The organism is Paenibacillus sp. JMULE4 (assembly GCF_013337105.1).
In the GTDB taxonomy this organism is placed as follows: domain Bacteria; phylum Bacillota; class Bacilli; order Paenibacillales; family NBRC-103111; genus Paenibacillus_G; species Paenibacillus_G naphthalenovorans.
This window is the reverse complement of sequence record NZ_SGWF01000014.1, coordinates 403027-427784: the sequence shown is the minus strand read 5'-3', so window position 1 is coordinate 427784 and position 24758 is coordinate 403027. Positions and strand designations below refer to the sequence as shown.

26 protein-coding genes and 1 riboswitch are annotated in these 24758 nt (G+C 52.2%); of the genes, 17 read left to right on the top strand and 9 right to left on the bottom strand.

The features are described from left to right. Nucleotides 1–135: 135 nt before the first annotated feature. The 5 genes from EXW96_RS14960 to EXW96_RS14940 all read left to right on the top strand — a co-directional run bounded on the left by EXW96_RS14960 (nucleotide 136) and on the right by EXW96_RS14940 (nucleotide 3730). Nucleotides 136–573 carry a hypothetical protein gene (locus EXW96_RS14960; RefSeq protein WP_174350863.1) on the top strand — a complete coding sequence of 146 codons (438 nt, stop codon included), beginning with the start codon at nucleotides 136–138 and terminating at the stop codon, nucleotides 571–573. A gap of 212 nt (nucleotides 574–785) precedes the next feature. After that, nucleotides 786–1214: a disulfide oxidoreductase gene (locus EXW96_RS14955; protein WP_054819074.1), complete on the top strand. Its 429-nt coding sequence runs from the start codon at nucleotides 786–788 to the stop codon at nucleotides 1212–1214. A 172-nt stretch (nucleotides 1215–1386) separates the two neighbouring features. Beyond that, a complete protein-coding gene (gene racE, locus EXW96_RS14950) occupies nucleotides 1387–2196 on the top strand; it encodes a glutamate racemase (protein ID WP_174350862.1) in 810 nt (269 codons plus the stop codon). A gap of 77 nt (nucleotides 2197–2273) precedes the next feature. Beyond that, the gene (locus EXW96_RS14945; RefSeq protein ID WP_174350861.1) at nucleotides 2274–3344 is read left to right on the top strand and encodes a M14 family metallopeptidase; all 1071 of its coding nucleotides are present in this window, start codon (nucleotides 2274–2276) and stop codon (nucleotides 3342–3344) included. A gap of 152 nt (nucleotides 3345–3496) precedes the next feature. After that, nucleotides 3497–3730: a hypothetical protein gene (locus EXW96_RS14940; RefSeq protein WP_054819076.1), complete on the top strand. Its 234-nt coding sequence runs from the start codon at nucleotides 3497–3499 to the stop codon at nucleotides 3728–3730. 41 nt (nucleotides 3731–3771) lie between these two features. Here the strand turns inward: EXW96_RS14940 and ytvI are convergent, their stop codons facing one another. Both ytvI and EXW96_RS14930 read right to left on the bottom strand, forming a co-directional pair. Next, complete coding sequence (gene ytvI / locus EXW96_RS14935; protein ID WP_054819077.1) at nucleotides 3772–4881, bottom strand: sporulation integral membrane protein YtvI; 1110 nt, start codon at nucleotides 4879–4881, stop codon at nucleotides 3772–3774. A 19-nt stretch (nucleotides 4882–4900) separates the two neighbouring features. Continuing rightward, entirely contained in the window at nucleotides 4901–5284 is a 384-nt protein-coding gene (locus EXW96_RS14930) for a winged helix-turn-helix transcriptional regulator (RefSeq protein ID WP_054819078.1), read from the bottom strand. 305 nt (nucleotides 5285–5589) lie between these two features. On the opposite strand from EXW96_RS14930, the gene EXW96_RS14925 reads away from it, so the two are divergent. The 3 genes from EXW96_RS14925 to EXW96_RS14915 all read left to right on the top strand — a co-directional run bounded on the left by EXW96_RS14925 (nucleotide 5590) and on the right by EXW96_RS14915 (nucleotide 6938). Continuing rightward, nucleotides 5590–5892 carry a hypothetical protein gene (locus tag EXW96_RS14925; RefSeq protein WP_054819079.1) on the top strand — a complete coding sequence of 101 codons (303 nt, stop codon included), beginning with the start codon at nucleotides 5590–5592 and terminating at the stop codon, nucleotides 5890–5892. Nucleotides 5893–5943: 51 nt separating this feature from the next. Then, the gene (locus EXW96_RS14920) at nucleotides 5944–6165 is read left to right on the top strand and encodes a YuzB family protein (RefSeq protein WP_054819080.1); all 222 of its coding nucleotides are present in this window, start codon (nucleotides 5944–5946) and stop codon (nucleotides 6163–6165) included. Nucleotides 6166–6465: 300 nt separating this feature from the next. Then, nucleotides 6466–6557: riboswitch (cyclic di-GMP riboswitch) on the top strand. 81 nt (nucleotides 6558–6638) lie between these two features. Continuing rightward, a complete protein-coding gene (locus tag EXW96_RS14915; protein ID WP_062407086.1) occupies nucleotides 6639–6938 on the top strand; it encodes a hypothetical protein in 300 nt (99 codons plus the stop codon). Between the two features lie 169 nt (nucleotides 6939–7107). Here EXW96_RS14915 and EXW96_RS14910 read toward each other — a convergent pair whose 3' ends face one another. Next, nucleotides 7108–8286, bottom strand: coding sequence for a THUMP domain-containing class I SAM-dependent RNA methyltransferase (locus tag EXW96_RS14910; RefSeq protein WP_174350860.1), 1179 nt, complete (start codon nucleotides 8284–8286; stop codon nucleotides 7108–7110). Nucleotides 8287–8514: 228 nt separating this feature from the next. On the opposite strand from EXW96_RS14910, the gene EXW96_RS14905 reads away from it, so the two are divergent. Continuing rightward, a complete protein-coding gene (locus tag EXW96_RS14905; RefSeq protein ID WP_174350859.1) occupies nucleotides 8515–9156 on the top strand; it encodes an O-methyltransferase in 642 nt (213 codons plus the stop codon). An 84-nt stretch (nucleotides 9157–9240) separates the two neighbouring features. Beyond that, nucleotides 9241–10674 carry an aspartate ammonia-lyase gene (gene aspA, locus EXW96_RS14900; RefSeq protein WP_054819083.1) on the top strand — a complete coding sequence of 478 codons (1434 nt, stop codon included), beginning with the start codon at nucleotides 9241–9243 and terminating at the stop codon, nucleotides 10672–10674. Between the two features lie 93 nt (nucleotides 10675–10767). On the opposite strand, the gene EXW96_RS14895 is transcribed toward aspA, so the two are convergent. Then, nucleotides 10768–11529, bottom strand: coding sequence for an IclR family transcriptional regulator (locus EXW96_RS14895; RefSeq protein ID WP_062407090.1), 762 nt, complete (start codon nucleotides 11527–11529; stop codon nucleotides 10768–10770). A gap of 246 nt (nucleotides 11530–11775) precedes the next feature. Here EXW96_RS14895 and EXW96_RS14890 point away from each other — a divergent pair, with 246 nt between their 5' ends. Genes EXW96_RS14890 through EXW96_RS14870 form a run of 5 tightly spaced genes read left to right on the top strand, consistent with a single transcriptional unit; the run spans nucleotide 11776 to nucleotide 16828 of the window. Next, on the top strand, nucleotides 11776–12885 hold the full coding sequence (locus EXW96_RS14890) for an extracellular solute-binding protein (protein ID WP_174350858.1): 1110 nt from the start codon (nucleotides 11776–11778) through the stop codon (nucleotides 12883–12885). A 9-nt stretch (nucleotides 12886–12894) separates the two neighbouring features. Then, nucleotides 12895–14016: an ABC transporter ATP-binding protein gene (locus EXW96_RS14885; RefSeq protein WP_174350857.1), complete on the top strand. Its 1122-nt coding sequence runs from the start codon at nucleotides 12895–12897 to the stop codon at nucleotides 14014–14016. Continuing rightward, nucleotides 14009–14866 (top strand): ABC transporter permease, encoded by an 858-nt coding sequence (locus tag EXW96_RS14880; RefSeq protein WP_062407094.1) that lies wholly within the window; start codon nucleotides 14009–14011, stop codon nucleotides 14864–14866. Before EXW96_RS14885 ends, EXW96_RS14880 begins: the two co-directional genes overlap by 8 nt. Next, nucleotides 14863–15666 carry an ABC transporter permease gene (locus tag EXW96_RS14875; protein ID WP_054819085.1) on the top strand — a complete coding sequence of 268 codons (804 nt, stop codon included), beginning with the start codon at nucleotides 14863–14865 and terminating at the stop codon, nucleotides 15664–15666. Before EXW96_RS14880 ends, EXW96_RS14875 begins: the two co-directional genes overlap by 4 nt. Nucleotides 15667–15721: 55 nt before the next feature. Continuing rightward, on the top strand, nucleotides 15722–16828 hold the full coding sequence (locus EXW96_RS14870) for a M20 family metallopeptidase (protein WP_062410833.1): 1107 nt from the start codon (nucleotides 15722–15724) through the stop codon (nucleotides 16826–16828). A gap of 130 nt (nucleotides 16829–16958) precedes the next feature. Here EXW96_RS14870 and EXW96_RS14865 read toward each other — a convergent pair whose 3' ends face one another. From EXW96_RS14865 to EXW96_RS14845, 5 genes are all read right to left on the bottom strand, one after another. Then, the gene (locus EXW96_RS14865; protein ID WP_174350856.1) at nucleotides 16959–18170 is read right to left on the bottom strand and encodes an MFS transporter; all 1212 of its coding nucleotides are present in this window, start codon (nucleotides 18168–18170) and stop codon (nucleotides 16959–16961) included. Nucleotides 18171–18215: 45 nt separating this feature from the next. Then, complete coding sequence (locus tag EXW96_RS14860; RefSeq protein WP_174350958.1) at nucleotides 18216–18965, bottom strand: metallophosphoesterase family protein; 750 nt, start codon at nucleotides 18963–18965, stop codon at nucleotides 18216–18218. A gap of 63 nt (nucleotides 18966–19028) precedes the next feature. Further along, complete coding sequence (locus EXW96_RS14855) at nucleotides 19029–19877, bottom strand: ABC transporter ATP-binding protein (protein ID WP_174350855.1); 849 nt, start codon at nucleotides 19875–19877, stop codon at nucleotides 19029–19031. A gap of 47 nt (nucleotides 19878–19924) precedes the next feature. Continuing rightward, nucleotides 19925–20716: an ABC transporter permease gene (locus EXW96_RS14850; RefSeq protein WP_062407100.1), complete on the bottom strand. Its 792-nt coding sequence runs from the start codon at nucleotides 20714–20716 to the stop codon at nucleotides 19925–19927. After that, the gene (locus EXW96_RS14845) at nucleotides 20713–21489 is read right to left on the bottom strand and encodes an ABC transporter permease (protein ID WP_174350854.1); all 777 of its coding nucleotides are present in this window, start codon (nucleotides 21487–21489) and stop codon (nucleotides 20713–20715) included. Before EXW96_RS14845 ends, EXW96_RS14850 begins: the two co-directional genes overlap by 4 nt. A 295-nt stretch (nucleotides 21490–21784) precedes the next feature. Between EXW96_RS14845 and EXW96_RS14840 the strand changes: the two genes are divergently transcribed. Continuing rightward, nucleotides 21785–23359, top strand: coding sequence for a CapA family protein (locus tag EXW96_RS14840; RefSeq protein ID WP_254611392.1), 1575 nt, complete (start codon nucleotides 21785–21787; stop codon nucleotides 23357–23359). Between the two features lie 578 nt (nucleotides 23360–23937). After that, on the top strand, nucleotides 23938–24750 hold the full coding sequence (locus EXW96_RS14835) for a DUF92 domain-containing protein (protein ID WP_174350853.1): 813 nt from the start codon (nucleotides 23938–23940) through the stop codon (nucleotides 24748–24750). Nucleotides 24751–24758: the final 8 nt, after the last annotated feature.

The window sequence follows — 24758 nt, the reverse complement described above, 5'->3', positions numbered from 1 at the left end:
GTAATGGACAAATGCGGGAAAAGAAATAGTTTTCTTTACATTGCGCCATCTGACAAAGTATCCCTTGACGGTTTGTAATATCGATACTACATTAGATGTAGCAGTCTTTTTCAGTGTGAAGGGGGAGAATCACTATTGCGAGATAAAATAATGAGTCGTTGGAGTACATATGAACCCTTCCATGTACCATTTAACGGATATAAAATAGCCGACATCGTAATCACCAGCCACGCGCAAAACCGGTGGTCCGAGCGTGTGGAAGACGAAAAGGGCGGAATTGAGCATATTTGCAGTTTTTTATGGAATAAATTGAAGTACGGCGGAATTCAACCGTATTATGCGAATGAGAAGGACGTTTATCTCATTGACGAGGACCTGGTGATGGTATCGGAGTTTGTCGAAATGAAAGATGAGATCGACATTGCCGGCAACCCATTGCACAAAATGATCGTAGTGACGTTTCTTGGCCGCGTCTCTCAAGACATTCAGCTTCGCGATTTGAAGGCGTATTATTCATGGCTTAGGCACAGCCGAAGAATGACTCTTGTGAAGAACGGAAGAAAGAAAAGATAATGAAAACCGGTGTTCAAAGGCCGGCCTGCGGGCCGGCCTTTTTTGGGGTATCTCTGCTTTTCGGTGTAGAGAAAGAACGGTGAAACCAGCGAGCTGTGCCTGAACGGGCCAGGCTCGCTGGTTTGTTTCTGCGGAATGAGCGGACTTTCGTAAGATGGAACACCTCCGCCGGTTCTGATATGATGAGATTAATAGAAGGGAGAGAAAGAGTTATGAATTGGAGGAACACCATCCGCGAGAACGGGCTGCATCTTTCCTGGTTCGTGGCGTTGACCGCCACCCTCGGCAGCCTGTATTTTTCCGAAATTCTGCATTACATTCCATGCAAGCTCTGCTGGTATCAGCGTATTTTGATGTATCCGCTCGTCATTATCCTGGGCATTGCTGCCGTTCGCAAGGAACGACATATGTACATATATGCGCTCCCTATGTCCATTTGGGGCGCCGGCATCTCGCTTTATCATTATTTGATGCAAAAAACATCATGGTTTACAAGCGGCGCGCAAGCCTGCGGTCCGATTCCATGCGATGTCGACTATGTGAATTATTTCGGATTTATCACCATTCCTTTTATGGCATTAACCGCATTTGTAATCATTGCTGTTCTGCAGATTTTGATGTGGGCCGCAGAACGCAAATAAAGGGCGCATTCGTGGAGAGCAGCGGGTTTGGGTTTTCTTTGGATAAGGGGTCTGTTAATATAGAATAACTTGTGCGGTTACAGTATACGCCAGGTACCAATTGTTTCCTTCATTCATAGACTGGAAAAGCATACATCGTTTCAACACACCAACATAAAGGAAGCGAAAACACGTGCAGCAAGCGATAGCCATACTGGATTCAGGGGTTGGAGGATTGACCGTGGTCAAGGAGGTCATGCGTCAATTGCCGCAAGAAAAGATCATTTACTTCGGGGATACGGCCCGTACACCGTACGGCCCGCGGCCTGCGGAAGAGGTATTGATTTTTACCCGCCAGATTGTCGATTATTTGCTTCAATTTCATCCCAAAATGATTGTTATCGCCTGCAATACGGCAACGGCGGTAGCTCTTGAAGAGATTCGCAGCAGACTGCCGATCCCCGTCGTCGGTGTGATTCATCCGGGGGCCCGGGCAGCGATCAAAACGAGCAGGAATTTGAGGGTCGGGGTCATCGGTACCGAAGGCACCATCAAAAGTCGTGCTTACGAGTACGCTCTCCGCCAAATATCGCCGCAAATTCAGGTAATCTGCCAGGCTTGCCCATCGTTCGTACCGCTGGTGGAGCAGGGTCTGTTCCATGCTGAAGAGACGCGGAAGGTTGTGGCGGATACATTATCCGAGCTGAGGAAGAAGCCTATAGACTGTTTGATCTTAGGTTGTACGCACTATCCTTTTCTTTCCGATATCATCTCCCAGGTTATGGGACCCAACGTGACTCTGATCAGTTCTGCGGACGAAACGGCCAGAGAAATCAGCACGATCTTGTATCATAAGGGGAAACTTGCGACCACGGGTACCTTACCCGTACATCAGTTCTTTTGCAGCGGCGACCCGGTATTGTTCAGGAAGATCGCCCAATCATGGCTGAACGAGCATATTAAAGTAACGCCTGTGGTTTGGCAGGTTCCGAATATTATCTAATTCCCGTTCATATGCATTAGCTAGGCTATCGGCCCTTTATAAGCGGATAGGCATTTGAACTTGAAGGGGGAAATGAGATGATATTCCCTTATACGGTGCGGTATGGAAAACCGTTATTCCGGTTGGCCGCGAGGAAAGGCGGGAACGTGGCGGACCGGATCGCGGCAAATCCGGGCGGTGATCCGCATCGCCCTTGTATCTGTATCGGACAAACCGTTGCTGTGGCGCCTGGCAGGACGATGGAAGCCGTGGATACGGCCAACCCCTATGATTATGAGCGCATGATGGAGGATTTGGGGCTCTTGAAGCAAAGGTATCCGTTCCTGGCGGTCGAATCGATCGGCGGGAGTGTGCTTGGAAAGACCATTCCCTCCATCCGTATCGGATCAGGACCCGCGGAGGTGCACTACAACGGTTCATTTCATGCGAATGAATGGATTACAAGCCTGCTGTTGATGAAGTTCATTGAGGACTACGCTTCAGCCTATGTGAATGGTGCGCCGCTTGGAGCATGGGATGTACGGCCGCTGTTCGAACAAACGTCGCTTTGGATCGTACCTATGGTGAATCCGGACGGAGTGGAGCTTGTCTTGCGGGGCCTTTCAAGGGAAAACCCCTATTACAGGCAGCTGATGGAATGGAACTGCGGATTGCAGGATTTCTCGGGCTGGAAGGCCAACATCCGCGGCGTTGATCTCAATGACCAGTTCCCCGCGCACTGGGAGATCGAGCGCGACCGCCGCGGCGTACCTGGGCCGGGCCCGCGGGATTATACCGGTATGGCTCCCCTGTCGGAACCGGAAGCTTTGGCGATGGCGGAATTTACGAAAAGCCGTAACTTTCAACTCGTCGCGGCGCTGCATACACAGGGGAAAGAAATCTATTGGAATTACCGCGATCTGGAGCCCCGTGAATCGGAAGCGATAGCATGCCGATTGGCCAGCGTGAGCGGATATGAAGCGGTTAAGCTCCATGGCAGCGATGCGGGATACAAGGATTGGTTTATTCAAGAGTTTCGGCGTCCCGGCTTCACTGTGGAAGCCGGCCTCGGGGTTAACCCGCTGCCCGTTTCACAGTTTGGGGAAATGTATCGCGAAATCGCTCCTTTACTTCTGGAGGGGCTGGCGTCGGTTTCCATCAAATCGTAAATGACAAATCCTATCCTTTCGTCAAGGGGCAAGCCGGCTCTGTTATGACAGATGCCGGCTCGTCTTTTTTGCTGCATGCTGTTGGGTGAATGCCGGGCATTTGGTGTATAATGGAATATAGAGCTGGGAGAGCACTAGGAGGAGAGAGCATCATGTGGAGACGATTATTATCGGTAAGGCGCTGGGCGCATGTGTTCCGCAGGATTGTGCCGCTTCTGCGCTCTTCGCGAATTCCTTTCCGTGAGAAGCTGTTGTTCGCCGTTCCGGCACTGGTGTATTGGATCATACCTGACGTGCTGCCGGCGCTGCCTATTGACGATGTGGCCGTCATCATGCTGCTGATGAACTGGTTCACCGAACGGGCAGAGCGCAAATATGGCGCCTAACCGGCAAGAGCCGCCCAAGCGGGCGGCTCTTGCCGTTATGCCTAACGGGAGGCACCGGGGTCTTGTTCATATTCTTCAGCAGGCATGCGAATCCATCTTTTCAAGTATCCCTGCTCATACAGCGCTTTAATCAGAATGATCAGAATCGGCGATAAAATCAAACCCGCGACCCCAAAAAGCGAAAGTGAAATGATGATAAACGCCAGCATGGTAAAGGCCGATACGCCGAGCGAATCACCGGTAATTTTGGGCTCAAGGATTTGTCTCGTTGTAATGACAACGGCAAGCAGCACCGACAGCCAGATCCCCAGCGTTGTTTGTCCGACGATGAACAGGTAGATGATCCACGGGATGAACAGCGTAGATACGCCGAGAAGCGGCAGCACGTCAAATACCGCCGATAAAAGCGCGATGGAGAAAGCGTTCTTCACATCCAACAAGAGCAGCGATATGAAAACGACGATAAACGTCAGCGTGATCAGCTTGGCCTGTGCCTTGATGTAGGTGACGATTCCCTTCAATACGTTTTCGCGCAGAAAATGGAACGCCTTTTTAAAGGTTTTGGGCGTTTTCTCTTCAGCCATACGCTTCCATGATTCGATTTCGATGCTTAAGAAATAGGCCAAAATGATCCCGATGGCGAAATTAATCAAAAAGGTTGAAACCGAGGTTAATGCCGTAAAAGTTCCCGTAAGAAAACCGGTGACGAATTGGGTTATTTTACCGGTGATGACCGTCGAATATTCTTTGGCCTGTTCAATCAGATCCTGGATAGGCAGCGGACCCAGGTAATTCTGAAGAGCTTCGGACCGCTGAATGATTTCCCTTTCCATGACGGCCGTATATTCGGGAAACTTATCTTTAAGGTGTAAAATCTGCGTTGTAAAAATGGCGCCGAGTCCGGTAATCGCCCCAAGGATAACCAGAATAAACAAAATGGTCGAGATGCCGGAAGCAATCGATTTCTTGAGCCCTCTGCGGTGCAGAAATTTCGCGAGCGGCTCGATAATCATGTAAATGACGAACGAAAAGAAAATCGGCGTGGCGATCCGATACAAGAGACTGAAGATGTACATAAACAAATACACCGTCAAAATCAGGAGCGCAATATCGAAGATGGTTTTGTAATATTTGCGGTAAAAACTAATCATTCGGTCACCTCGGACTTCGTCAATCCTCTGCGGCTTGCGCACACCATTTGGCGGCCCAGAGCTTCATCTCTTTTAACATGCGGTGCAAATCCTTGCCTTTGGGTGTAAGCTTGTACTCCACGGTAACAGGAACCGTCGGATAGGCGGTCCGTTCTAATACGCCGTTGTCCTCCAGGTGACGAAGCGTGTCCGTTAACGATTTGGGGCTGACGGATTTGATTTTGCGCTGAAGCTCGCCAAACCGTTTGGTACCGCCGAACAATTCGCGAATGACGAGAAATGACCATTTGCCTCCGATAACATCGAGCGCTTTTTCGATGGAGCACTCGATATGAACCGGCTTCACCGGAATAGAACTGCTGGACTGACGCTGTTTGAGCTGCTCGTTTTCCCGCATGGACATGGTTCTCATCCTTTCCGTATGGCTATGTCTGTGTAGATGCCGAGAGGCAGTAACCTTGTGGTAAGTAATGATAGGAAAATGTAATAATATCCGAATTTTTTCACTCCTTTCCATTTTATATAACAAGCCGTAGAATAGCAAATGCAGCGGCGATGCCGTTTGATAGGGAGAAAGCGCGTATGAAAAGGGTGAAGCCGGTTCCCGGCTGGACGCAGCAGCGTGAGATCATGATACGTGAAAGTTGCTTTCACCACCAAGTTTCTATACAATAAGGTGAAAACGATAAGTGCTGGGAGATGGAAATCATGAAATGCAAAATTTCGCGCAATGCCGCCAAAGTGCTTTTGGCCGAAATAGAGAAAGAGGAAGACAAAGAATTGAAGCTCCGCGTATACGTGACGCATTCGCACGGAGATCATGCGCATTACGGTATGAAATTGGACAAGCCTACGGAAAACGATGTCGTCGTCTCGACCGACAAAGGCATCGATGTGATTCTTCAGAAGGACGAGCCGTTTTTGGACGGTATTCGCATCGATTACTTCTATGTGCCTGAGGAAGGCTTTTCGGTGACCAATCCGGGCAAAGGCAACCACGGCGACCACTGATTGTTTAGCGGGTTCCGCAATGGGTTAATGCAATAGAAAGGAAGCCCCCGTATGGCCAACGATATACGTATTTGCGATAAATGCAAGCATATGAGATTAAAAACGGCTTTGCCCAAGCTGCAGAAGCTGGCCCCCGACGCAGAAATCAAGGTGGGGTGCAAATCGTACTGCGGGCCCTGTTCGCGCTTTGCCTTCATCTTCGTCAATGGCCGGTACGTTACCGGCAAGACGGAGGACGAAGCGATCGAAAAGGCCAGTAAATATGTGAAGTGACTTCATAGCGGATACCTACGCGCTTATGTTCAGGTCAGGTCCTGACCGCAGGTTGCTGCGGGTTTATAAGCGTTTCGGAGTCCGCTTTTTTCTTTATCATCCGTCTTTTTAAGGAGTTAAGTACCTCATCATTTTGGCCCGTATCGTTCCTTATAGGAGAAATTGGGCTGTTATATATTGAAAATAGTTCCAAAGACTCAATGTATTTGGTGAAAATAGGAATTTTGAATTATGTATCTCTTAGGTCTTATCTTTTATTCTTAAGGAAATGAAGTTCATTTGAAGACATTATTCGAGCAAACTCGATAAAGGCAAACCAGGCGAAAGCCTGGGCACGCAAAGCTATAGGGGCTAAAGCGCTGATTCCGGCGCCAAGCCAGCCAGTTGCCGAAGGTAAGGAGCGACGCATCCATTTGCTACTCCTGTACCCGTAGGTTGAGAGTCTCTTTGTTTTGAAAAAGGAGTGGAAACGGATGCAGGGTCAGGATCGGAGCATCATGTCAAGAAAAGGCTTTTACACGAAAGTAGGGAATGATTTCGTAGGCGTGTTTTTGTCGAACGAAGGTCCGAAAATGTTCATTAACCGTGAGGTTTACGAACTGATGGCGCCGTGCTGGGACGTCGAAATGGTTAAGGGGCGCAGCCATCAGATCGTGAATTTTTACTGGCGCGGCGAAGTCAAGCTGTCCGTAAGATGCGAAGCGGATAATGACATATTCATGCCGCTATTCGATTATTTGAGCTGCAGGGAGTCTCTGGTTCGTCACGCCTGATTGCCGGAATAGAAGAATAACCGATATCGCAAAAAGAACCGCGGACAAGGCGAGGTGCCTTTGAAGCGGTTCTTTTTGCATGCTTATATGTCCGGGCTGCTTCAGCATAAACATGGAAAGATGAAGAAGCGGTGCTTAAGACGATCACAGTACGGCAAGGTCCCGAATGTTATTGTTCGGAAGGAGCCGCCGCCTTGTTGCTGCGCCAACCGTATAAACCGCCGGGGGCGAAATATTGGTAAAGACTGCATTCGATGCGGCCGTTGAACAGCTTGCGTTTCTTGTCGGTTTTACGGCCCATATGATGCTCAAGCTGTTTGTTCGGGCTAAGGATGAAGGCGGACCATGTAGGCAGCTGCCCGTATAAATGGCTGAACTGGCGAATAGCCCGTTCCGCTTCACCGTGGTCGCCCAGACGTTCGCCATACGGCGGATTCGTAATGATACATCCGTAATCTCCCCGCGGCATGACCTTGGCAACCGGGAGCACCTGCAGGGTCAGCTCCTTTGCCAGGCCGGCCGCCTTCGCGGCGGCCAAAGCGACATCGATCGCTTTCCGGTCGATATCGGAGCCCGTAATCTGGAGCGGGATGTCATCCTTTACAAGATCGTAAGCTTCTTCGCGGGCTTGAGACCATAATTCATTAGGAATGAGCGGCCACTTCTCGGCGTTGAAGCTGCGTCTTAAGCCCGGGGCCAAATTCCATCCGATCATTGCGGCTTCGATGGGTATCGTGCCCGACCCGCAGAAGGGGTCATAGAGCGGGCGTTCGGCCTGCCACCGGCTCAGCAGCACCAAGGCTGCGGCCATGGTTTCTTTCAGCGGGGCTTCCGTGACCAGCTTGCGGTAGCCGCGCTTGTGAAGTCCGGGGCCGGTTGTGTCCAGCGTCAATGTAGCGATGTCGTTGAGCAGCGACACCTCGATGACGAAGCGGCCGCCGGTTTCGCGGAACCACTCCGTACCGTACCGCCGTTTCATGCTTTCGACGATCGCTTTCTTGACGATACCCTGGCACGCGGGAACACTGGACAGCTGTGACTTGTGCGACCGTCCTTCCACAGGAAACTCCCCGTCCTCGGGAATCCAGTCCGGCCAAGGCAGCGCCTTGACGCCTTCAAACAGCTCGTCGAAAGTAGCGGCTTTGAATTGGCCCATCTTGACGAGTACGCGGTCGGCCGTGCGAAGCCACAAATTGGCGCGGCATATGGCTAAATAATCACCTACGAACGTTACGCGTCCGTTCTCAACCGTGACTTGATCGTAGCCGAGATTGCGCACTTCTCTGGCTACAACGGCCTCGAGCCCCATAGGGGAGGTGGCGATGATTTCAATGGAATCTGACGACATGTTGAACTCACTCCGTATCTGTTATGAAAGGGAAAACTCCGAATATCAGCAGGTTGAACTAAGTCTGGAAAAGCCATACAATTAATTAGTATAGGCGATTGACGGTGATTATACAATGACACAAAGCCATAATGGCGGGTATTGGCGCCGCATTGCAGGGTTTCGCCTATTGGCGCAAACCATCGTGCATGGGCGCGGGCCGGCCCAAAACGGGAAGGATGGAAAACCATGACAACATCAATAACGGCAGAGCAGTACCTGGAAGGATTTTTTGAACCGGATGAGCTGCTGGAGCGGGTTAATGAAGGCATCCGGGCCAACGATATGCCGGAAATCTCGGTAGCCGCCGGTTACGGGCGGCTTTTGACTATGCTTGTGCGCATTACAGGGGCCAAAGAGGTGCTGGAGATCGGAGCGCTTGGGGGATACAGCGGAATTTGTCTGGCCCGGGGGCTGCCGCATGACGGCAAACTGGTCTCGCTGGAGTTGAAGCAGGAATATGCGGATCTGGCTTTCAAGCATGTAAGCGAAGCAGGGTTTGGCGGGAACGTGGAGTATCGGATCGGTGAGGCGCTGGACAGTCTGAAGGCGCTCGATGCGGAGGGACGGAAGTTCAACCTGTTTTTTATTGACGCGGATAAAGGCAATTATCCGAATTATCTGGAATGGGCGATCAAGCTGGCCCGGCCGGGGGCTATCATCCTGGGCGACAATTTGCTTATGCGCGGGAAAGCCGTAAACCCGGAGGCAAAGGGGAATGCGGTTACCCAAATGAGGCTGTTTACGGAAGCGGTGGCTCGGGATCCCAGGCTCGAAGGCGTGCTGTTGCCTGCCTACGACGGTTTAGCCATAGCAAGGGTGAGGGAATAATCATTATAAGAGGAGCCGTTGTTTTCATATCATGTTAGGGAAACAGGAACATGCTGCTTTCCATGCGTTTCCATCGATAGGAGGATGAGAAGTTTGACACAGGTGCGGTTAGAAAAAGATTTTCTGGGCTCCAGGGAGGTTCCGGTTCAAGCTTACTATGGCATTCAGACGCTGCGGGCAGTGGAGAATTTTCCGATCACCGGTTATAAAATTCATTCCGAATTGATTCGCGCGATGGGGATGGTGAAGAAAGCCGCCGCCACCGCCAATATGGAAATCAAACAGCTGAATCCGCGCATCGGGCAGGCTATCGTTCAGGCGGCAAAGGAAATTGTTGAAGGGCAGTGGCACGATCAGTTTATTGTCGATCCGATTCAAGGAGGAGCAGGCACTTCGCTGAACATGAATGCGAACGAAGTGATTGCCAATCGGGCGATCGAGCTTTTGGGCGGAACGAAAGGGGACTATTTCATGGTCAGCCCGAATACCCACGTCAATATGGCTCAATCGACGAACGACGCGTTCCCAACAGCCATCCATATCGCGGCCCTCTCCTCCATTCAGAAACTGCTTGAAACGATGCGCGAGCTGCATGCCGTTTTCGTGGAAAAAGCTCGGGCATTTGACGGGGTTATCAAGATGGGGCGGACGCATCTGCAGGACGGGGTCCCGATCCGTCTCGGTCAAGAATTCGAAGCCTACGCAAGGGTGCTGCTTCGGGATATCGAACGCATTACGCATTCCCGGCGGCATTTGTATGAGGTCAACATGGGAGCCACGGCGGTTGGAACCGGACTCAACGCAGACCCGAGATATATTGTCCGCGTAGTCGAGCTTCTGGCGGAAGAAAGCGGGCTCCCGCTGGTCACCGCCGAGCATCTGGTCGACGCCACCCAAAACACGGATGCGTATACGGAGGTTTCCTCGGCTTTGAAGGTGTGCATGATCAATATGTCCAAAGTCGCCAACGATCTAAGATTGATGGCATCCGGGCCGCGGGCCGGCCTCGGTGAAATTATGCTGCCGCCCCGTCAGCCCGGATCTTCCATCATGCCGGGCAAGGTTAATCCGGTGATGTGTGAGGTCGTCAATCAGGTGGCGTTCCAGGTGATCGGCAACGACCACACCATTTCGTTGGCTTCCGAAGCAGGACAGCTCGAGCTGAATGTGATGGAGCCGGTCCTGGTGTTCAATCTGCTGCAATCGATCAGCATGATGGATCAGGTGTTTCAGGTGTTTAACAAGCACTGTCTGCAGGGCATCGATGCCAATGTGGAACGCTGCCGTGAATACGTGGAAAAAAGTGTGGGAGTGATCACTGCGCTGAATCCCCATCTCGGTTACGAGACGGTGGCGCGCATTGCCCGCGAAGCTATTGTGACCGGACGCTCCGTGCGGGAATTATGCCTGCTGTACGATGTGCTCAGGGAAGAGGAATTGAATCTGATTCTCGATCCTTATGAAATGACCAATCCCGGGATTGCGGGGGCCTCTTTATTGACCGATAAGACAGAGTAAATGAGAAAAAGACTTGGCCTGTACACCGGCCAAGTCTTTTTTAGCTCCTGAAAGACCCGGACATTCCAATCCTAACGCAGCCTCTTTTTGTTTCTACCTGCCCTCCCGATACCCCAGTTCTTGGGAAATTTCCCGCGTAATCTGCAAAAGCTCCCGGACCCACTGCTCCTGATAAGGCGTCATACGGTCGGTTGGCCCGATGACGCTGACAGAGGCCGGCACTTTACCGTAAGCGTCGAAAATGGGGGCCGCAATCCCTGTCGCCCCTACGTTACGCAGATTGGAGCTGATCTCGTAGCCGTTTTTCCGGATTTCCTCAAGCCGGTCTTGCATCATTCGCGATTCGGTAATGGAATAAGGCGTGAATGTAATTAAATCGTCGGCCAGCACCTCATCGATAAACTCCCGGTCATGAAAAGCCAGTATCGCTCTGGCTGCGGAAGTGGCATACAAGGGAAATCTCCGGTATTCCTCCGCGTTGAAACGAATGGGATGCTTCGAATCGATTTTGTCCACATAGATTGCATCTTTGCCGTCGATAATACACAGGCAAACGAGTTCCTTCGTCTTTTCCGAAAGTCTTTGCAAGTAGGGCTTGGCGAAATCCACCAGATTATGATTCTTCAACACCTTGTTTCCAAGCTCCAATAGAGTATATCCTAGCGAGTACTGTTTGTTTAAAGGGTTTTGCTTGATAAACCCCTCGCTTTCGAGCGTCATTAACAGCTTATGTACGGCGCCTTTGGATAGCTCAAGCTTTCGGCTTAATTCGCTCACACCGAGCTCTTTGGGTGAATTCAAAAATATTTTCAGCAGTTTGCAGCTATTTTTGACCGAAGATAAATAATTGTCCATAGTAAATGTGCTCCTTATGTTGATAATAAGCTTGGATTCATAATGAAATTAGAGTTAGTGTAACACAAACCGAGAATTCTTCCCATATCCTTCAAATTATGTGATGTAATCTTCCATGAAAGATAGTTTTTTTAAAAAAGAGTATTGCACAACCTAATGCTGCATGCTAAAATCACAATATGTTTTACACATAGAAAACGTCGTTCTCATATAGAGAACGATAACACAACAAAAGGAGGAAAATCAATGAACAAAAAAGCGGGGATATTGGCAGTATTGACTTTGTGCGGAACGGTATTGGCAGCATGCGGTTCTTCGACCAAGGAAAACCCGGCTCCCGCCGCAGGGACGGGGGGACAGGACCAGTCTGCGGCGGCAGTGGAAAAAAAGCTGGTTGTCGCCGGTAACGGGGCAACGGTTGAGCAGCTGATGAAAGACGAAGTGTTCAAGAAATTCAATGAAAAGTATCCTGACGTGAAATTAACTTATGTAGCCGGCGTGGCTACGGAAATTGTGGCAAAAGTCAAAGCGCAAAAGGCTTCTCCTCAGATCGACGTTACGGTAATCGAAGCAGGCGAGCAGGAAGCGGGCCGTGTAGAGGGTTTGTGGGAACCGATTACAGAAAAAGATGTCCCATCGATTTCCAAAGTGTCGCCTGAGCTCAAAGTCAATGAAAACAGCGGCGTAGCCGTCAACTTTACACCGATGGGCATTTCGTATAATGCCGCCCTTGTGCAATCCAAAGGCTTGCCGGTGCCTGAATCCTGGAACGATCTTGCCAGGCCGGAAATGAAGGGCAACCTTACGTTGAGCGAAATATCCAGCAACTTCGGCCGTTCGGCGCTGATCATGCTGTCCTATGCCAACGGCGGTTCAGAGAAGGATATGGAGCCCGGCTTCAAAAAATTAGAAACTATTGCAGGCTATATGCCCACATTTGCCAAAAATGCGGCTCAATTGCAGCAGAACCTGCAAAATCAAACCGCAGCTTATACTGCATGGACGATGGCCCGCAGCTTAGTGCAGAAAGATGCCGGGCTCGACCTCCAATTCGTCATTCCGAAGGAAGGCTCCAATCTGGTTCCGACGGTAGCCTCCGTTGTCAAGGGAACGAAAAGCCCGAACGCAGCCAAGCTGTTCGTAGAATTCCTGCTGTCCGATGAAGTACAAACCTCGTTTGCCACAAAGCTTTATTATAACCCGGCAACAAATGTCAAACTTCCGGACGATATTTCTAATAAGCTGAAGGTTGATATGAGCAAAGCCGTGAAATTCGATTATGCCGTGCTTAGCAGCGAATCTTCCAAATGGCTCGATCGCTTCAACAAAGAAATCGCACCAAAAGTAGGGAAATAGGTGATCCTCGTGTCGAAAATGATTGATGTAGAATTGAAAGGCGTTCAGAAAAAATTCGGTTCCAATGTGGTTGTAGAAAATTTCAACCTGCAGGTGGAGCAGGGAGAATGCGTCTCTTTCCTCGGTCCTTCGGGATGCGGCAAAACGACTACGCTCAACATGATTGCCGGCTTCCTTGAGCCAGATCAGGGCGAACTCATCATTAAAGGAAAGAAAATGAATGGCGTTCCATCCAATAAAAGAGAGCTCGGCATGGTGTTTCAGACGTACTCCTTATTTCCGCACATGACGGTATTTGAGAATGTAGCCTACGGCCTCAAACTGCGCAAAACGCCGAAGACGGAAATTCAAGAGCGCGTGAAAAAGGTGCTGGAGCTTGTGAAGCTGCCGCATGTGTCGGACCGTTATCCGAAGCAATTATCGGGCGGTCAGCGCCAGCGGATTGCTATAGCAAGAGCGCTTGTGACCGAGCCTTCCCTGCTGCTGTTGGACGAACCGCTCAGCAATCTGGATGCGAAGCTCCGCGAAGAGCTGCGCGACGAGTTAAAGCGTTTGCAGCAGGAGATCGGCGTGACGACGATTTTCGTAACGCACGATCAGGAGGAAGCGATGTACCTGTCGAACCGGATCGTTGTACTGGACCACGGTAAAGTGGAGCAAATCGGCAGCCCGTGGGATATTTACAATTTGCCTGCATCAGAGTTCGTTCATACCTTTATTGGCAAATCGAACCGGTTGAACGGTACTGTCGTATCGGCTTCGGAGAGAGACGGAATCGTTCTGAGGACCAATGAAGGACTAGAGCTTCGTGCGTCATTTAAAGGCCGGACATTCCAGTCCGGAGAGGCGGTATCGATCTATGTGCGTCCGGAGAAAATTGCCTTTTCTACAGGTACAGGGGGAGGCTTGCAGGCGGAAAGCCGCAATGAAGCACAAGGACGCATAGGCCAGATCTCGTTCCTGGGTTCCTACGCGGAAAGTGAAGTCCTGCTCGGGAATACGGTCATCCATGTGCGGATGCCTTCGGACAGCCAGAACCGTATATGGACGGCCGGCGATACAGTGAACTTGCAGTGGAAGCCAGAGGATGTATTCGTATTCCCGGGAAAGGGGAATGGGGCTCATGGGTAAAGGCGCTTTGTCCTCTGTACGTTCGGCCGCTTTCCTTCTTGCCCCGAGCCTTGCCGTCGTGGCAGGCGTATTCCTGCTGCCGATGCTGTATATTCTTATGCTCAGCTTCCAGGATGGTGACGGACAATTTTCATTCGAGAATTATGCGCTCCTTGTCCAGGATCCCTATTATCTGCAAATTTTGTGGAGAACGGTCAAATTGGGGCTGCTGACGGTATTGGCCTGTCTCATTTTAGGCTATCCGGTCGCCATGTATATGGCTAAGTGCTCGGGCAAAATGCGCGGTTTGATCACGTTCCTGATCATCTCCCCTCACTTGATCAGCGTAGTCATCCGAAACTTCGGCTGGGTCATCATTCTGGGGGAAAAGGGCTGGATTAACAACACGCTCATGCAGCTCGGTCTGATCGATCAGCCGATCAAGCTGCTGTATAACGAGCTTGGCGTTGTCATCGGCTTGACCGATTCGCTGATCGTTTACATGATTCTGGCGATCGCCACCAGCATGTATCAGATCGACGAATCGCTGTATAAGGCGGCCGGAATTCTCGGCGCCGGCAAATTGCGCACATTCTTTACTGTGACGCTTCCGCTCACGCTGCCCGGCATCATGGCGGGAACGACTCTCGTGTTCAGCTTGTCGATGAGCTCATTTGTGACACCTGCTCTGATGGGCGGTACGTCCGTCAAGGTACTGCCTGTGATCGCCTATGAGAAAATTATGGCTCAGATGAACTGGCCGCTCGGTGCTGCGCTTGCGTTCCTGCTGCTCGGATCGACGATTGCGCTTGTCACTTTGTTTACCCGGCTTATGGAGACAAAGCGGTATAAAGAGGTGTTTTCTTCATGATCAAACGAATCACTCCGCTGGGAGTCATCACCTTTTTCGTCGTTTTGTTTGTGATCTCGCCGCTGCTGATCATTATTCCAACCTCTTTAACGTCGGCAAAGTATCTTTCTTTTCCGCCGGTCGGTTTTTCTTTGGACTGGTATGAAAGAATATTCGACCGCCCCGAATTTGTCGAATCCTTCTGGTTCAGTCTGCAGCTTGCGGCACTTTCGGCTGTGCTTTCAACCTTGATTGGAACGATTGCCGGTCTAGCCTTGCATAAGTACAAGTTTCCCGGAAAAGACGTCATTAACGGACTTTTGCTGTCGCCGCTTACCGTGCCGGCGCTGATCATCGGCATTGCGGCTTTGCTCTTCTTCACGAGGATCGGACTGGCGGGCACCTTCACCGGCCTCCTGTTGGCGCATATCTTAATTTCGATTCCCTATGTCGTGCGCCTGGTGCTGACAGGACTCAGCTCCTTCGATTATACCCTGGAGCGTGCCGCATACATTCTGGGCGCGAAGCCGATCAACGTCTTTTGGGATATTACGATGCCGATCATTAAACCGGCTATTTTGTCGGGAGCGATTTTCGCCTTCTTGACCTCCTTTGACAATGTCACGGTGTCTCTCTTTCTGGTCTCACCGACGACGACAACGCTCCCGATGGCGATATTCAGCTACATGCAGGAAACACTTGACCCGCTTGTAGCCTCGATTTCATCGGTCGTCATTTTATTAAGTCTTGTATTTATTATTTTATTGGAACGTGTGTACGGTTTGGACCGGCTGTTCGGTTCGAAATCGCATTCGCACTAACGGAGATGCTGCTTTGGTGAAGTTACAGACAATAAAAGAACAAATTGAAGGGTATATGCCTGACATTCTCCGATTGCTGGAGGAGAGTGTGAATATCGATTCGCCGTCTACAGACAAGCGGCAGAACGATTTGATGGCCGACTGGTTTACGCGTCAATTTCAACGGCTGACCGGAGGCAGGGTCATTCGGGTTCCGAACGAAACGTATGGCGACCGCCTTTTGTGCGAAGTCGGAAGCGGGGAAAAACAGATTCTTCTGTTGGGTCATTACGATACCGTTTGGCCGCTGGGAGAAGCTGCCCGAAGGCCGTTCCGCATCGAGGACGGACGAGCCTACGGTCCCGGCGTTTACGATATGAAGGCCGGTTTGCTGCAGGCCATATTCGCACTTAAAGCGCTGTTGGACTCCGGACGGTTTCCGGAGGATAAGAAAGTCGTACTGCTCATGAACAGCGACGAAGAGCTGGGAAGTCCGACGTCCCGTGCTTTGATCGAGGAGCAGGCGAAACTGTCGGCTGTCGCTTTCGTATTGGAGCCGCCGATGGAGCCAAGCGGTGCGCTCAAGACGTCCCGCAAAGGCAGCGGACGCTATAAGCTTGCGGTACAGGGCATCTCGGCGCATGCCGGGGTAAATCCGGAGAAAGGTGTATCTGCCATTCATGAGCTGGCTTGTCAGATTCAGCGTCTTCATGCGCTTACGGACCTTTCGCGGGGGACTACGGTGAACGTCGGCGTGATCCGGGGCGGTATCGGGAGCAATGTCGTTGCGGAGCATGCTGAAGGAGAAATCGATGTGCGCGTGGCTACCTCAGCCGAAGCGGAGCGCATCGAAGCGGAGCTTGCCCGGCTTATTCCGGCGCTCCCTCAAGCCCGGCTTACGCTTACCGGCCGGATGATGCGCCCTCCGATGGAACGTACCGACCGTACGGCGGCCCTGTTCGCCTTGGCGCAGGAAATCGCCCGGACGGATCACGGAATCGAACTGGCGGAGACGCATACCGGCGGTGTGAGTGACGGAAACTTCACCGCCGCCGTCGGCACACCGACGCTGGACGGTTTGGGCGCAAGAGGCGACTTTGCCCATTCTCCGGATGAATACGTCCGGATTGACGAGATACCGCTGCGCACCGCGTTGCTGGCCGAGCTCATCCGGCGCTGCTAAAGTCTTAAATGAAACAGCCTGGTACCTCTATGGGGTAACAGGCTGTTTTGCTGTACATTCCTCGTCAGGTTTCATATCTGAAGGGCATCCTCATTCATACCCGAATGGGATGCCCTTTATTAGCGATAAGCTACGAACCTGTTTTCTGCACTTGATTTCTCGGGAATAGAGAGAGCCTGACCCATAAAGCGTTTAGCAGCAGCAGCACGGCGGCCATCATGAAGATTCCCCGGATGCCGATCAACCCCGATACGGCTCCCCCGATGACCGGTCCGAGCATATTGCCCAAAGCCAGGGCGCTCGTATTAAAGCTATAGGCCCGGCTTTCCATGCCGCTTGGTGTATACTGGCGTATTAAGGTCTGCACGGAAGGGAGAAGCCCTCCCATAAAAACGCCCAACAGGAAACGCGAGGCGAGCAGCTGCCAGATGTTGGTGACAAAGGCCTGGGGAATAAAGGCCAGACCCGTCCCGATTAAAGCGATCGCCAGAATGCGCTGCGATCCCAGCCGGTCCCCCAGTCTGCCCAGCAGCGGTGATGCGATCATGTTCGAAAAGCCGGTCACCGAACCGACAAGTCCGGCATAAAAGGCCAGCAGCTGGCCGCTGCCGTGGAGCTCTTGTACGAACAAGGGAATCAGCGGCATCGAGCTAAGAATCGAAAACTGGATCAGGAAGGTAACGGAATACAGAGCCGGCAGCTGGCGGATCCGGATCAGCTCGCGAAACCCGCTGAACACCGACATTGTTGGCCTGGTTTTGGCTTGCTCGATGTCGAATTTTTCTTTTACCAAGAACGCGGCGAGCACGGAAGCGGCGAACAACAATCCCCCGGTGATGTAAAAAATGGGGCGAAAGCCGACCCATTCCGCCAATACTCCCCCAAACAAAGGTCCGAGAATCGTGCCCGCCACGCTGCCGGATTGCAGAGTACCCATGGCGAAGCCCATCCGTTCACGGGGCGTATTCGCGGATACCAACGCGACGGCGGCCGGCATAAAGCCCGATATAACGCCGTTAGCCAAACGAAGCAGCAGCAAATGCAGAGGCGTAGCGGCCATGCCCATGAACATCATGACAAAAGCCATGCCGAAGCCTGACCTAAGGAGCATGACCTTGCGTCCGAACCGGTCGGCAAGTCCTCCCCAGATCGGCTGAAAAATAAACGAAGAGACGAAGTTGGCGGCGAAGATCAAGCCCGCCCACACGGCCACTTCATGCGGATCGTGAATTCCCATTTCCTGTATGTATAGGGGCAGGAACGGAATAATCATGGTCATGCCGGACATGACCATGAATTGTCCAAGCCAGAGTACGATTAAGTTGATTTTCCAACGTTCCAAAAAAGGTTCCTTCTTTCCTTGCTTGGATGGATAACTTACAGCGCTTCAACGTTCCAGGCCGGTTGTCTGTTCATAACGGAACCGCTCCAGCTCAGGCAGTCCGACCTGCTCTGCGATAGCGACGGCTTTCTCGATATCGTAAGGGACGCGTACGGATTGCACGGAGAACGGGGCTTCCTCCATAAGGTTCGCCACACCCTCCAGAATCACGTAGCTGGCCTGCGCCAGTCCGTCGTAGGGAGCGCCGACGCTGCCCGTATTGAACAGCAAAAGTCCTTTGCTTTGTTTGGATTTGAGCGTCTGCATGAACGGGATGTGAATGTCCCCGTAGCCGATCACATCCGGCGTATGCTCCGTTCCCAGGAATCCTCCGGTATGCTCGGTGTTCTCGAACATCGCCAGCTTTTCTTTCTTGTCCGCTTTTTGCGGTACGCGATGATAGACGCTTTTCGCGGAAGCGTGCAGCAGCCGGATACGCCTGCCGCTCATCCGAAGATCCACGAAAAAAGGCAGCTCCCGCAAATAACGGAGCCGTTCCGCTCCAAGCCGTTCCTGCTGCCACAAGCCGGATTCCTTATCCTGAGGCTGGTTGATTCCGTGTTCCCAATTGCCCAGCACCGTCACTTCGCAAAGCTCGCGAATCCGATCCACCACCTCGCAAGGCTGAGGGCCTTTGCCGACCAGATCGCCAAGACAAATGATGCGCCGGATCTCGCGGCAGCGGATGTCCCGCACAACAGCTTCCAATGCCTCCAGGTTACCGTGGATGTCGGAAATGACTGCGATTTTGTCCATTGTCACCCATGGCCTCCTGTTATTCCATTTTTTCATATGTTTTTCATTATACCACATACCGGGCTAGTATATTTGATGAATCACTTCTTCAAAATCAGGCTCCTCCATATGAACGTCGCTGATCGTACCGAACGATTCCAGCTTCCGGAGCACTTCCATCGCAGGGATATCCCGCCGGTTGAAATGAATCGCAAGCCCGCGGCCGCTCGTCTTTGCGATGCTAAATTCGGGTAACGCATCCGGGCCCGGAACGTCCGCTTCCGAGGTGAAGGTAACCTGAAGGAGGGTAGGAAGCCCGATACGTTCGCGGAGCTGACCGATCGTTCCGTCATAAACGAGCGACCCGTGGTTAATGACCATCACACGGCTGCATAACTGCTCGATGTCATCCATATCGTGAGTCGTGAGCAGCACCGTTTTTCCCAGCTCCCGGTTAACGGTGGACAGCAGCTTGCGGACAGGGACGTCCATCAAGTCGCGCAGCTCGAGAAGCTCGTCCAGCTCGCCAAGCGTCTTTGCTTTACGGCGCGGGTCAATGCGGTACATTGCGGCAAGAATATCGAACGAATCGCGAACGGGCAGATCCCACCACAGCTGGCTGCGTTGTCCGAATACGACGCCGATCCGGGAGGCTACCCGCCGCCGGTCCTTATGGGGATTAAGTCCGCCGATGCGGACTTCCCCGGAGGAGGGATGAAGGATACCCGCCAGCATTTTGATGGTGGTCGATTTGCCGGCGCCGTTCGGTCCGATATATCCGACAAATTCGCCTTGCTCTATGGTGAAGTTAATCTCGCGGACGGCTATTTTTTCCGCACCCGCCCCGGAGAGTACAGACTTCAACCGCTCCCACCTGCTTGGATGGTTCGGGGGGAGCCGAAAGCTTTTATGCAAATTTCTCACTTCGATCATTCAAACGGCAGCTCCTCTCTATATTTATGGAAGGATGCAGGCTTGCATCAGCTTCCCGTGCTTTGATAGCGGGTAAGGCCGAGCTTCCAGAAACGCAGCATAAGCCCCAGAAAAACAACGGTAAACAGCATGACGCCGGGCAGCAGCCACCAGCCGAATTCCCCTCTCAGCACATACAGTGCGGGAATGTAGTTGGCCATTCCTACGGGAATGAGCGTAAGCAGAACGGTTCGCAGCCAAAGCGGGTACAGATCCATCGGGTACTGAACGGCGGTTCGGGCGGCGTCTTCCGTCAGATTTTGAAGGTCGCTGATGCGTGTAATCCAAAAGCCGAAGGTGGCGGTGCCAAGTCCGATCGCGAACAGCAGGGCCGCTCCGGTGACAAGAATGAGCAGCGTTAAAGGAACCGCCAGCCATGTGACTTGCCCTATGCTCATCATGTGGCTTAAGCAAAGCGTCAGAATGATCCCACCCTGGATGCACTCGCCGAACATGGGCCGGAAGTTTTGCGACATCAGCGCGAGCAGAACGGGGACCGGTCGGATCAGCAGGCCGTCGAGGTCGCCCGACACCAAATATTTTTCCAGATGGTGCACATCGTTGGCAAAGCTGCGATAGAGCGCCTTGGACAGCAGTATGGTGGAATACAGATAGCCGATATCGTACAGGGACCATTCTTGGATGTTATCGAACTTCCATAAAATGATCGAAATCAGTAAAAAATCGGTCGCATTGACTACAGCGGCCAGCAGCGTAGACAGCCAGAAGTTGAATTTGTACTGCATTCGGCTGCGGATGCTTGCTCTAATTAGCAGAACATACATTCGAAGCGTGTTCATCCGCCCTGCACCTCCACTTTGCGCCGAACGAACGCGGTGGCTGCCAAACAAAGCGCCGTAAGCAGCGCGCACCACAAAAAACCGCCACACATGGTGGAGGGGTGAGCGAGGCCTAAATAGATTTTGCTTGGAACGTGCTGCATATAGGGATATGGGGTCCAAGCGCTTATCCGCGAAAGCCAGTCGGGCAGCCATTCGATCGGGACCAGAAAGCCGGAAAGGACGGAAGAGACGGAAAAATGGACCCAATACAGCCAGTTGGACTCGGTGGTCCAAAGCGCCGTGACGCCGATGAGGTAGTTGATGCAGATGTTCATATAAGAGGCGGATGCCAGCGACGTTAATGTAAAGATCCATGTTGCCGCGTCTGTAGGGACGGGCAGACCGATCGTCCAGATATAGATGAAGTAGATGGGCACCGTTTTGTATATCAGCTGATAGCCGATTTGTCCCCATTCCCGCCCCATCAACTGATAGAAAAGATGAACCGGGCGCATCAGGTCCAGGGCGATATGTCCGCTGCGAACGGAACGTTCGATGCCAAGTCCGTTGGTGATGAACAAGGTGATCCACAATACCGCCTGATTGAACGCAACATAATGGATGACATTTTGCAGGCTGTAGCCGTTCATCCCCGCGGGCTCGCCGATTCCTTTCCAGATGGAAACGTAAATAAGACCGAACATGGCGCTCGCGAAGGTATTGATCGCATGCGAGGAACGGTACTGCAGGTTTCGCGAGAACGCTTTTTTAACCAATACGGGAAAAAGCATAGGCACCTCCAAGGTTTCAAACTCTCTCCAACTGGTAACGGCAGTGGAGAAGTGAATGGGTTCGTGCAATCATGCCTAAGTCCGCTCGGGGTGAGTAAGTCTGAAAATCGAAAGGATATCTATCATACCAGAAGGCAGCGGGGAACGGCAACATATTTTTGGTACAATTGCCCATGACCAGGGGAGGGCCTTTTGGTATAATGGTACACGGAGGTTGCCGGCAGTTGGGAGGAAAAAGGGGTAGGTTGCGATTAGATCACGTACAGAAAAACATAAGCGTCTTAAAGAGAAAAAAATGAATCGCATGTTATGGCTGAAGATCGCTTTGTTGACAGTTTTGACGATAGGTGCCTTCGCCTATTTAATGCAGGAGCTTGATCGGCCTCATGGTATGGTGGAAGGTGAAGCGGCGTCAGGAGCCAAAACGCCGCCAGCTCCAAGCGCAGGAGTTCAGCCGCGGCAGGATGATGCGGACAAGCCGCCGGCGGTGAATGAAAACGAACAGGCGAATATCGCCCCAGCTAACGATAAAGCAGCGGACCGTGTGAACATGTCCTTTGTCGGCGATGTGATGTTCGCGGGTAAAGTGGAGGCTCTCCTGAAGCAGCACGGATATGATTATCCGTTCAAATATGTTCGTTCCTATCTAGAGAAGGCGGATATTGCCGTCGCCAATCTAGAGACGCCCATTACGACCCGAGGCACGCCGGAGGATAAGACCTATGCTTACCGTTCGTCGCCGTTGGCCCTTTCCGAGCTCGGGAAAGCAGGGGTGGATCTCGTCAATTTGGCGAACAACCACAGCATGGACTATGGGGTGGAGGGTCTCCTCGATACTTTGGATTACCTGGATGCGGAGGGGATCAGGCGGGTCGGGGCCGGAAGAGACAGCGAAGAAGCGTACCGTCACGTCATCATGGAGCATAACGGAATGAACATCGCGTTTCTCGGGTTCAGCCGGGTGATTCATTCCGCAAGCTGGTATGCGGGTAAAAACAAGCCGGGGCTTGCTGAAACCTATACGACAAAGCTGCCGCTTCAGGCGATTGCCAAAGCCAGGGAAGAGGCCGACCTCGTTGTCGTCATCGCCCATTGGGGAGAAGAACGAAATCACCGACCGATCAAGGTGCAAACCGATCTGGCCAGACAGTATATCGATCAAGGTGCGGATCTGGTTATCGCGAGCCATCCGCATGTATTGCAGGGCTTCGAGCAGTATAAGGGCAAGTGGATTGCGTACAGCCTCGGCAACTTTATTTTTACGACCAACGAAAATTCGGCTACGTGGGAAAGTATGATACTGGAAGCGTCCTGCTCGAAAGAAGGAAGCTGCGATTTGCAGCTTGTGCCTATCTTGACCAAATGGGCTCAACCAATCCGTATGGTAAAGGAGGAAGGCCGCAAGCTGTTCGACAAATTGACTGCTATTTCGGTTAATGCCCAGGTTGATGAGGAAGGGCGGGTTACGGCAGCATCCCGACCGTCAACGGGGCAGGCGGCAGTGAAGTCATCGGTGAACGAGACCAAGAAGCCGACAGAATCCAATCAGGCTGTCCGATCGGGAAGCAAGGCGGACCCGGGCAACAAATCCGATAGCAATAATGCAAAGCAAAGCGAATCAGCCAAATCCGGAAGCACAGCGAATCGGAATGAAACGCCGAAATCGAACGGAACGGCCAAGCCGGATGAAGCGCCGAAATCGAACGGAACGTCGAAATCGAACGCGAATCCTAATTCAGATGAACCGGCAAAAACAAATCATCCCGTCAAACCCGGCGGGACACCGAATGTGGGCGAATCCGGGCAAACCGGTAACCAAACCAATCCGGGGGGTATGGCCGAGTCCGGAGAACCTGTTTCCGGTGAGTAAACAAAAGAATGGCCATGAGGAAAATACAAACCGGCCCAGGATCGGCACAAAAGAAAGTCTGCAGCAGAACTTGAGATCCGTACATATGAATCCGTACATATGAAAAAAGACGCTCCATAAGACTGATTTTCAATGCAGTGGCCAGCGTGTGGTAGGCAGAAACGTGGTCGGCGATCTCCGGCTAGCGGACAGAGTATGTTGCCCGGCAATATGGGATATTCCCTTAAACTCTTCAGAAATGGGTACGTCAATAGTGGGATGAGGTGGAAGCTGACTTGGCAAAAAAAGAAACAGCCAGCAGAGGGCAGGACATTATAACGAGCCTCTTTTGAAGCTGTAGTGATTCCACAGCAGCATCATTGGCCCCATACCCACCCGTCTAGAGAATTGCCCGGCCGGCGGCCGGGTTTTCTTGATGCTGCACAATGAGTAAGTTCAGTCAAGCGCTAAGTAAAACCGGGATGATGATCCGGCATCCTTGAAAGGACTTCGACGGGAATATTCCTTTTCGCAAGAAAAGCTGCTGTCAAACATTGATCGAATGTGTTTTTTATTCAGGAAGAGGAGTTGAAGTACAAATGGCGGATCTGCTGGTTGGACTTGCCGGGAGTTTGCTTATCGCAGGAGCGGCCTATTGGAAAAAGTCGCTGACGATTTCAGGCCTGGCGGCGGCTGTACTGCTTGGCACCTTGATGTATGCGTTAGGAAGCCTTCCCTGGTTTGGGACGCTGATTGCCTTTTTTATTACCTCATCGGCATGGTCCAAATGGAAAAGCCGAAGAAAAGAGGCCGCGGAAAGCGGCTATGCCAAATCGGGGAGGCGTGATGCAGGACAGGTTTGGGCTAACGGCGGGCTGGGGCTTGCGCTGTGCATCGGATATTGGTTGTTTCCGCACCCGCTCTGGTGGGCCGCTTTTGTCGGTGTCATGGCAACGGTTACCGCCGACACTTGGGCAACGGAAATCGGCGGCGTCAGCCGCTCGGCTCCCAGGTCCATCGTCAGCCTGCGCACCGTAGAGCCCGGGACATCCGGCGGCGTGACACCGCTTGGGCTCGCCGCCTCGGCGGCCGGCGGGCTGTTCATCGGAGCGACAGCTTGGCCGCTCCTGCTGCTGTCGCCGCAAGGGCCTCTCCCGTCCGCAGCGGCCTTGTGCTTCATCGGCCTGCTCGGCGGTTTGGCCGGGTCGTTGGCGGACTCCTGGTTTGGTGCGGTTTGCCAAGTCATGTACCGCTGCCGGGTGTGCGGCAAAGAGATCGAAAAAAACCGCCACTGCGAGGCAGCGGCGGTTCGAATCCGTGGGCATGCGCTGATGACCAACGATACGGTTAACGCCCTAAGTTCCGCGTTCGGAGGTCTGATCGCCTTGGCCATGTGGCATTGGATTGTTTAGTCTTGTTT

Bases quoted from the DNA above. Each gene is read 5' to 3' on its own strand.
- EXW96_RS14955 (WP_054819074.1), top strand. From the start codon at position 786: ATGAATTGGAGGAACACCATCCGCGAGAACGGGCTGCATCTTTCCTGG.
- EXW96_RS14945 (WP_174350861.1), top strand. From the start codon at position 2,274: ATGATATTCCCTTATACGGTGCGGTATGGAAAACCGTTATTCCGGTTG.
- EXW96_RS14940 (WP_054819076.1), top strand. From the start codon at position 3,497: ATGTGGAGACGATTATTATCGGTAAGGCGCTGGGCGCATGTGTTCCGC.
- ytvI (WP_054819077.1), bottom strand. From the start codon at position 4,881: ATGATTAGTTTTTACCGCAAATATTACAAAACCATCTTCGATATTGCG.
- EXW96_RS14930 (WP_054819078.1), bottom strand. From the start codon at position 5,284: ATGTCCATGCGGGAAAACGAGCAGCTCAAACAGCGTCAGTCCAGCAGT.
- EXW96_RS14925 (WP_054819079.1), top strand. From the start codon at position 5,590: ATGAAATGCAAAATTTCGCGCAATGCCGCCAAAGTGCTTTTGGCCGAA.
- EXW96_RS14920 (WP_054819080.1), top strand. From the start codon at position 5,944: ATGGCCAACGATATACGTATTTGCGATAAATGCAAGCATATGAGATTA.
- EXW96_RS14915 (WP_062407086.1), top strand. From the start codon at position 6,639: ATGCAGGGTCAGGATCGGAGCATCATGTCAAGAAAAGGCTTTTACACG.
- EXW96_RS14910 (WP_174350860.1), bottom strand. From the start codon at position 8,286: ATGTCGTCAGATTCCATTGAAATCATCGCCACCTCCCCTATGGGGCTC.
- EXW96_RS14905 (WP_174350859.1), top strand. From the start codon at position 8,515: ATGACAACATCAATAACGGCAGAGCAGTACCTGGAAGGATTTTTTGAA.
- aspA (WP_054819083.1), top strand. From the start codon at position 9,241: ATGAGAAGTTTGACACAGGTGCGGTTAGAAAAAGATTTTCTGGGCTCC.
- EXW96_RS14895 (WP_062407090.1), bottom strand. From the start codon at position 11,529: ATGGACAATTATTTATCTTCGGTCAAAAATAGCTGCAAACTGCTGAAA.
- EXW96_RS14890 (WP_174350858.1), top strand. From the start codon at position 11,776: ATGAACAAAAAAGCGGGGATATTGGCAGTATTGACTTTGTGCGGAACG.
- EXW96_RS14880 (WP_062407094.1), top strand. From the start codon at position 14,009: ATGGGTAAAGGCGCTTTGTCCTCTGTACGTTCGGCCGCTTTCCTTCTT.
- EXW96_RS14875 (WP_054819085.1), top strand. From the start codon at position 14,863: ATGATCAAACGAATCACTCCGCTGGGAGTCATCACCTTTTTCGTCGTT.
- EXW96_RS14870 (WP_062410833.1), top strand. From the start codon at position 15,722: ATGCCTGACATTCTCCGATTGCTGGAGGAGAGTGTGAATATCGATTCG.
- EXW96_RS14860 (WP_174350958.1), bottom strand. From the start codon at position 18,965: ATGGACAAAATCGCAGTCATTTCCGACATCCACGGTAACCTGGAGGCA.
- EXW96_RS14855 (WP_174350855.1), bottom strand. From the start codon at position 19,877: ATGATCGAAGTGAGAAATTTGCATAAAAGCTTTCGGCTCCCCCCGAAC.
- EXW96_RS14850 (WP_062407100.1), bottom strand. From the start codon at position 20,716: ATGAACACGCTTCGAATGTATGTTCTGCTAATTAGAGCAAGCATCCGC.
- EXW96_RS14845 (WP_174350854.1), bottom strand. From the start codon at position 21,489: ATGCTTTTTCCCGTATTGGTTAAAAAAGCGTTCTCGCGAAACCTGCAG.
- EXW96_RS14840 (WP_254611392.1), top strand. From the start codon at position 21,785: ATGAATCGCATGTTATGGCTGAAGATCGCTTTGTTGACAGTTTTGACG.
- EXW96_RS14835 (WP_174350853.1), top strand. From the start codon at position 23,938: ATGGCGGATCTGCTGGTTGGACTTGCCGGGAGTTTGCTTATCGCAGGA.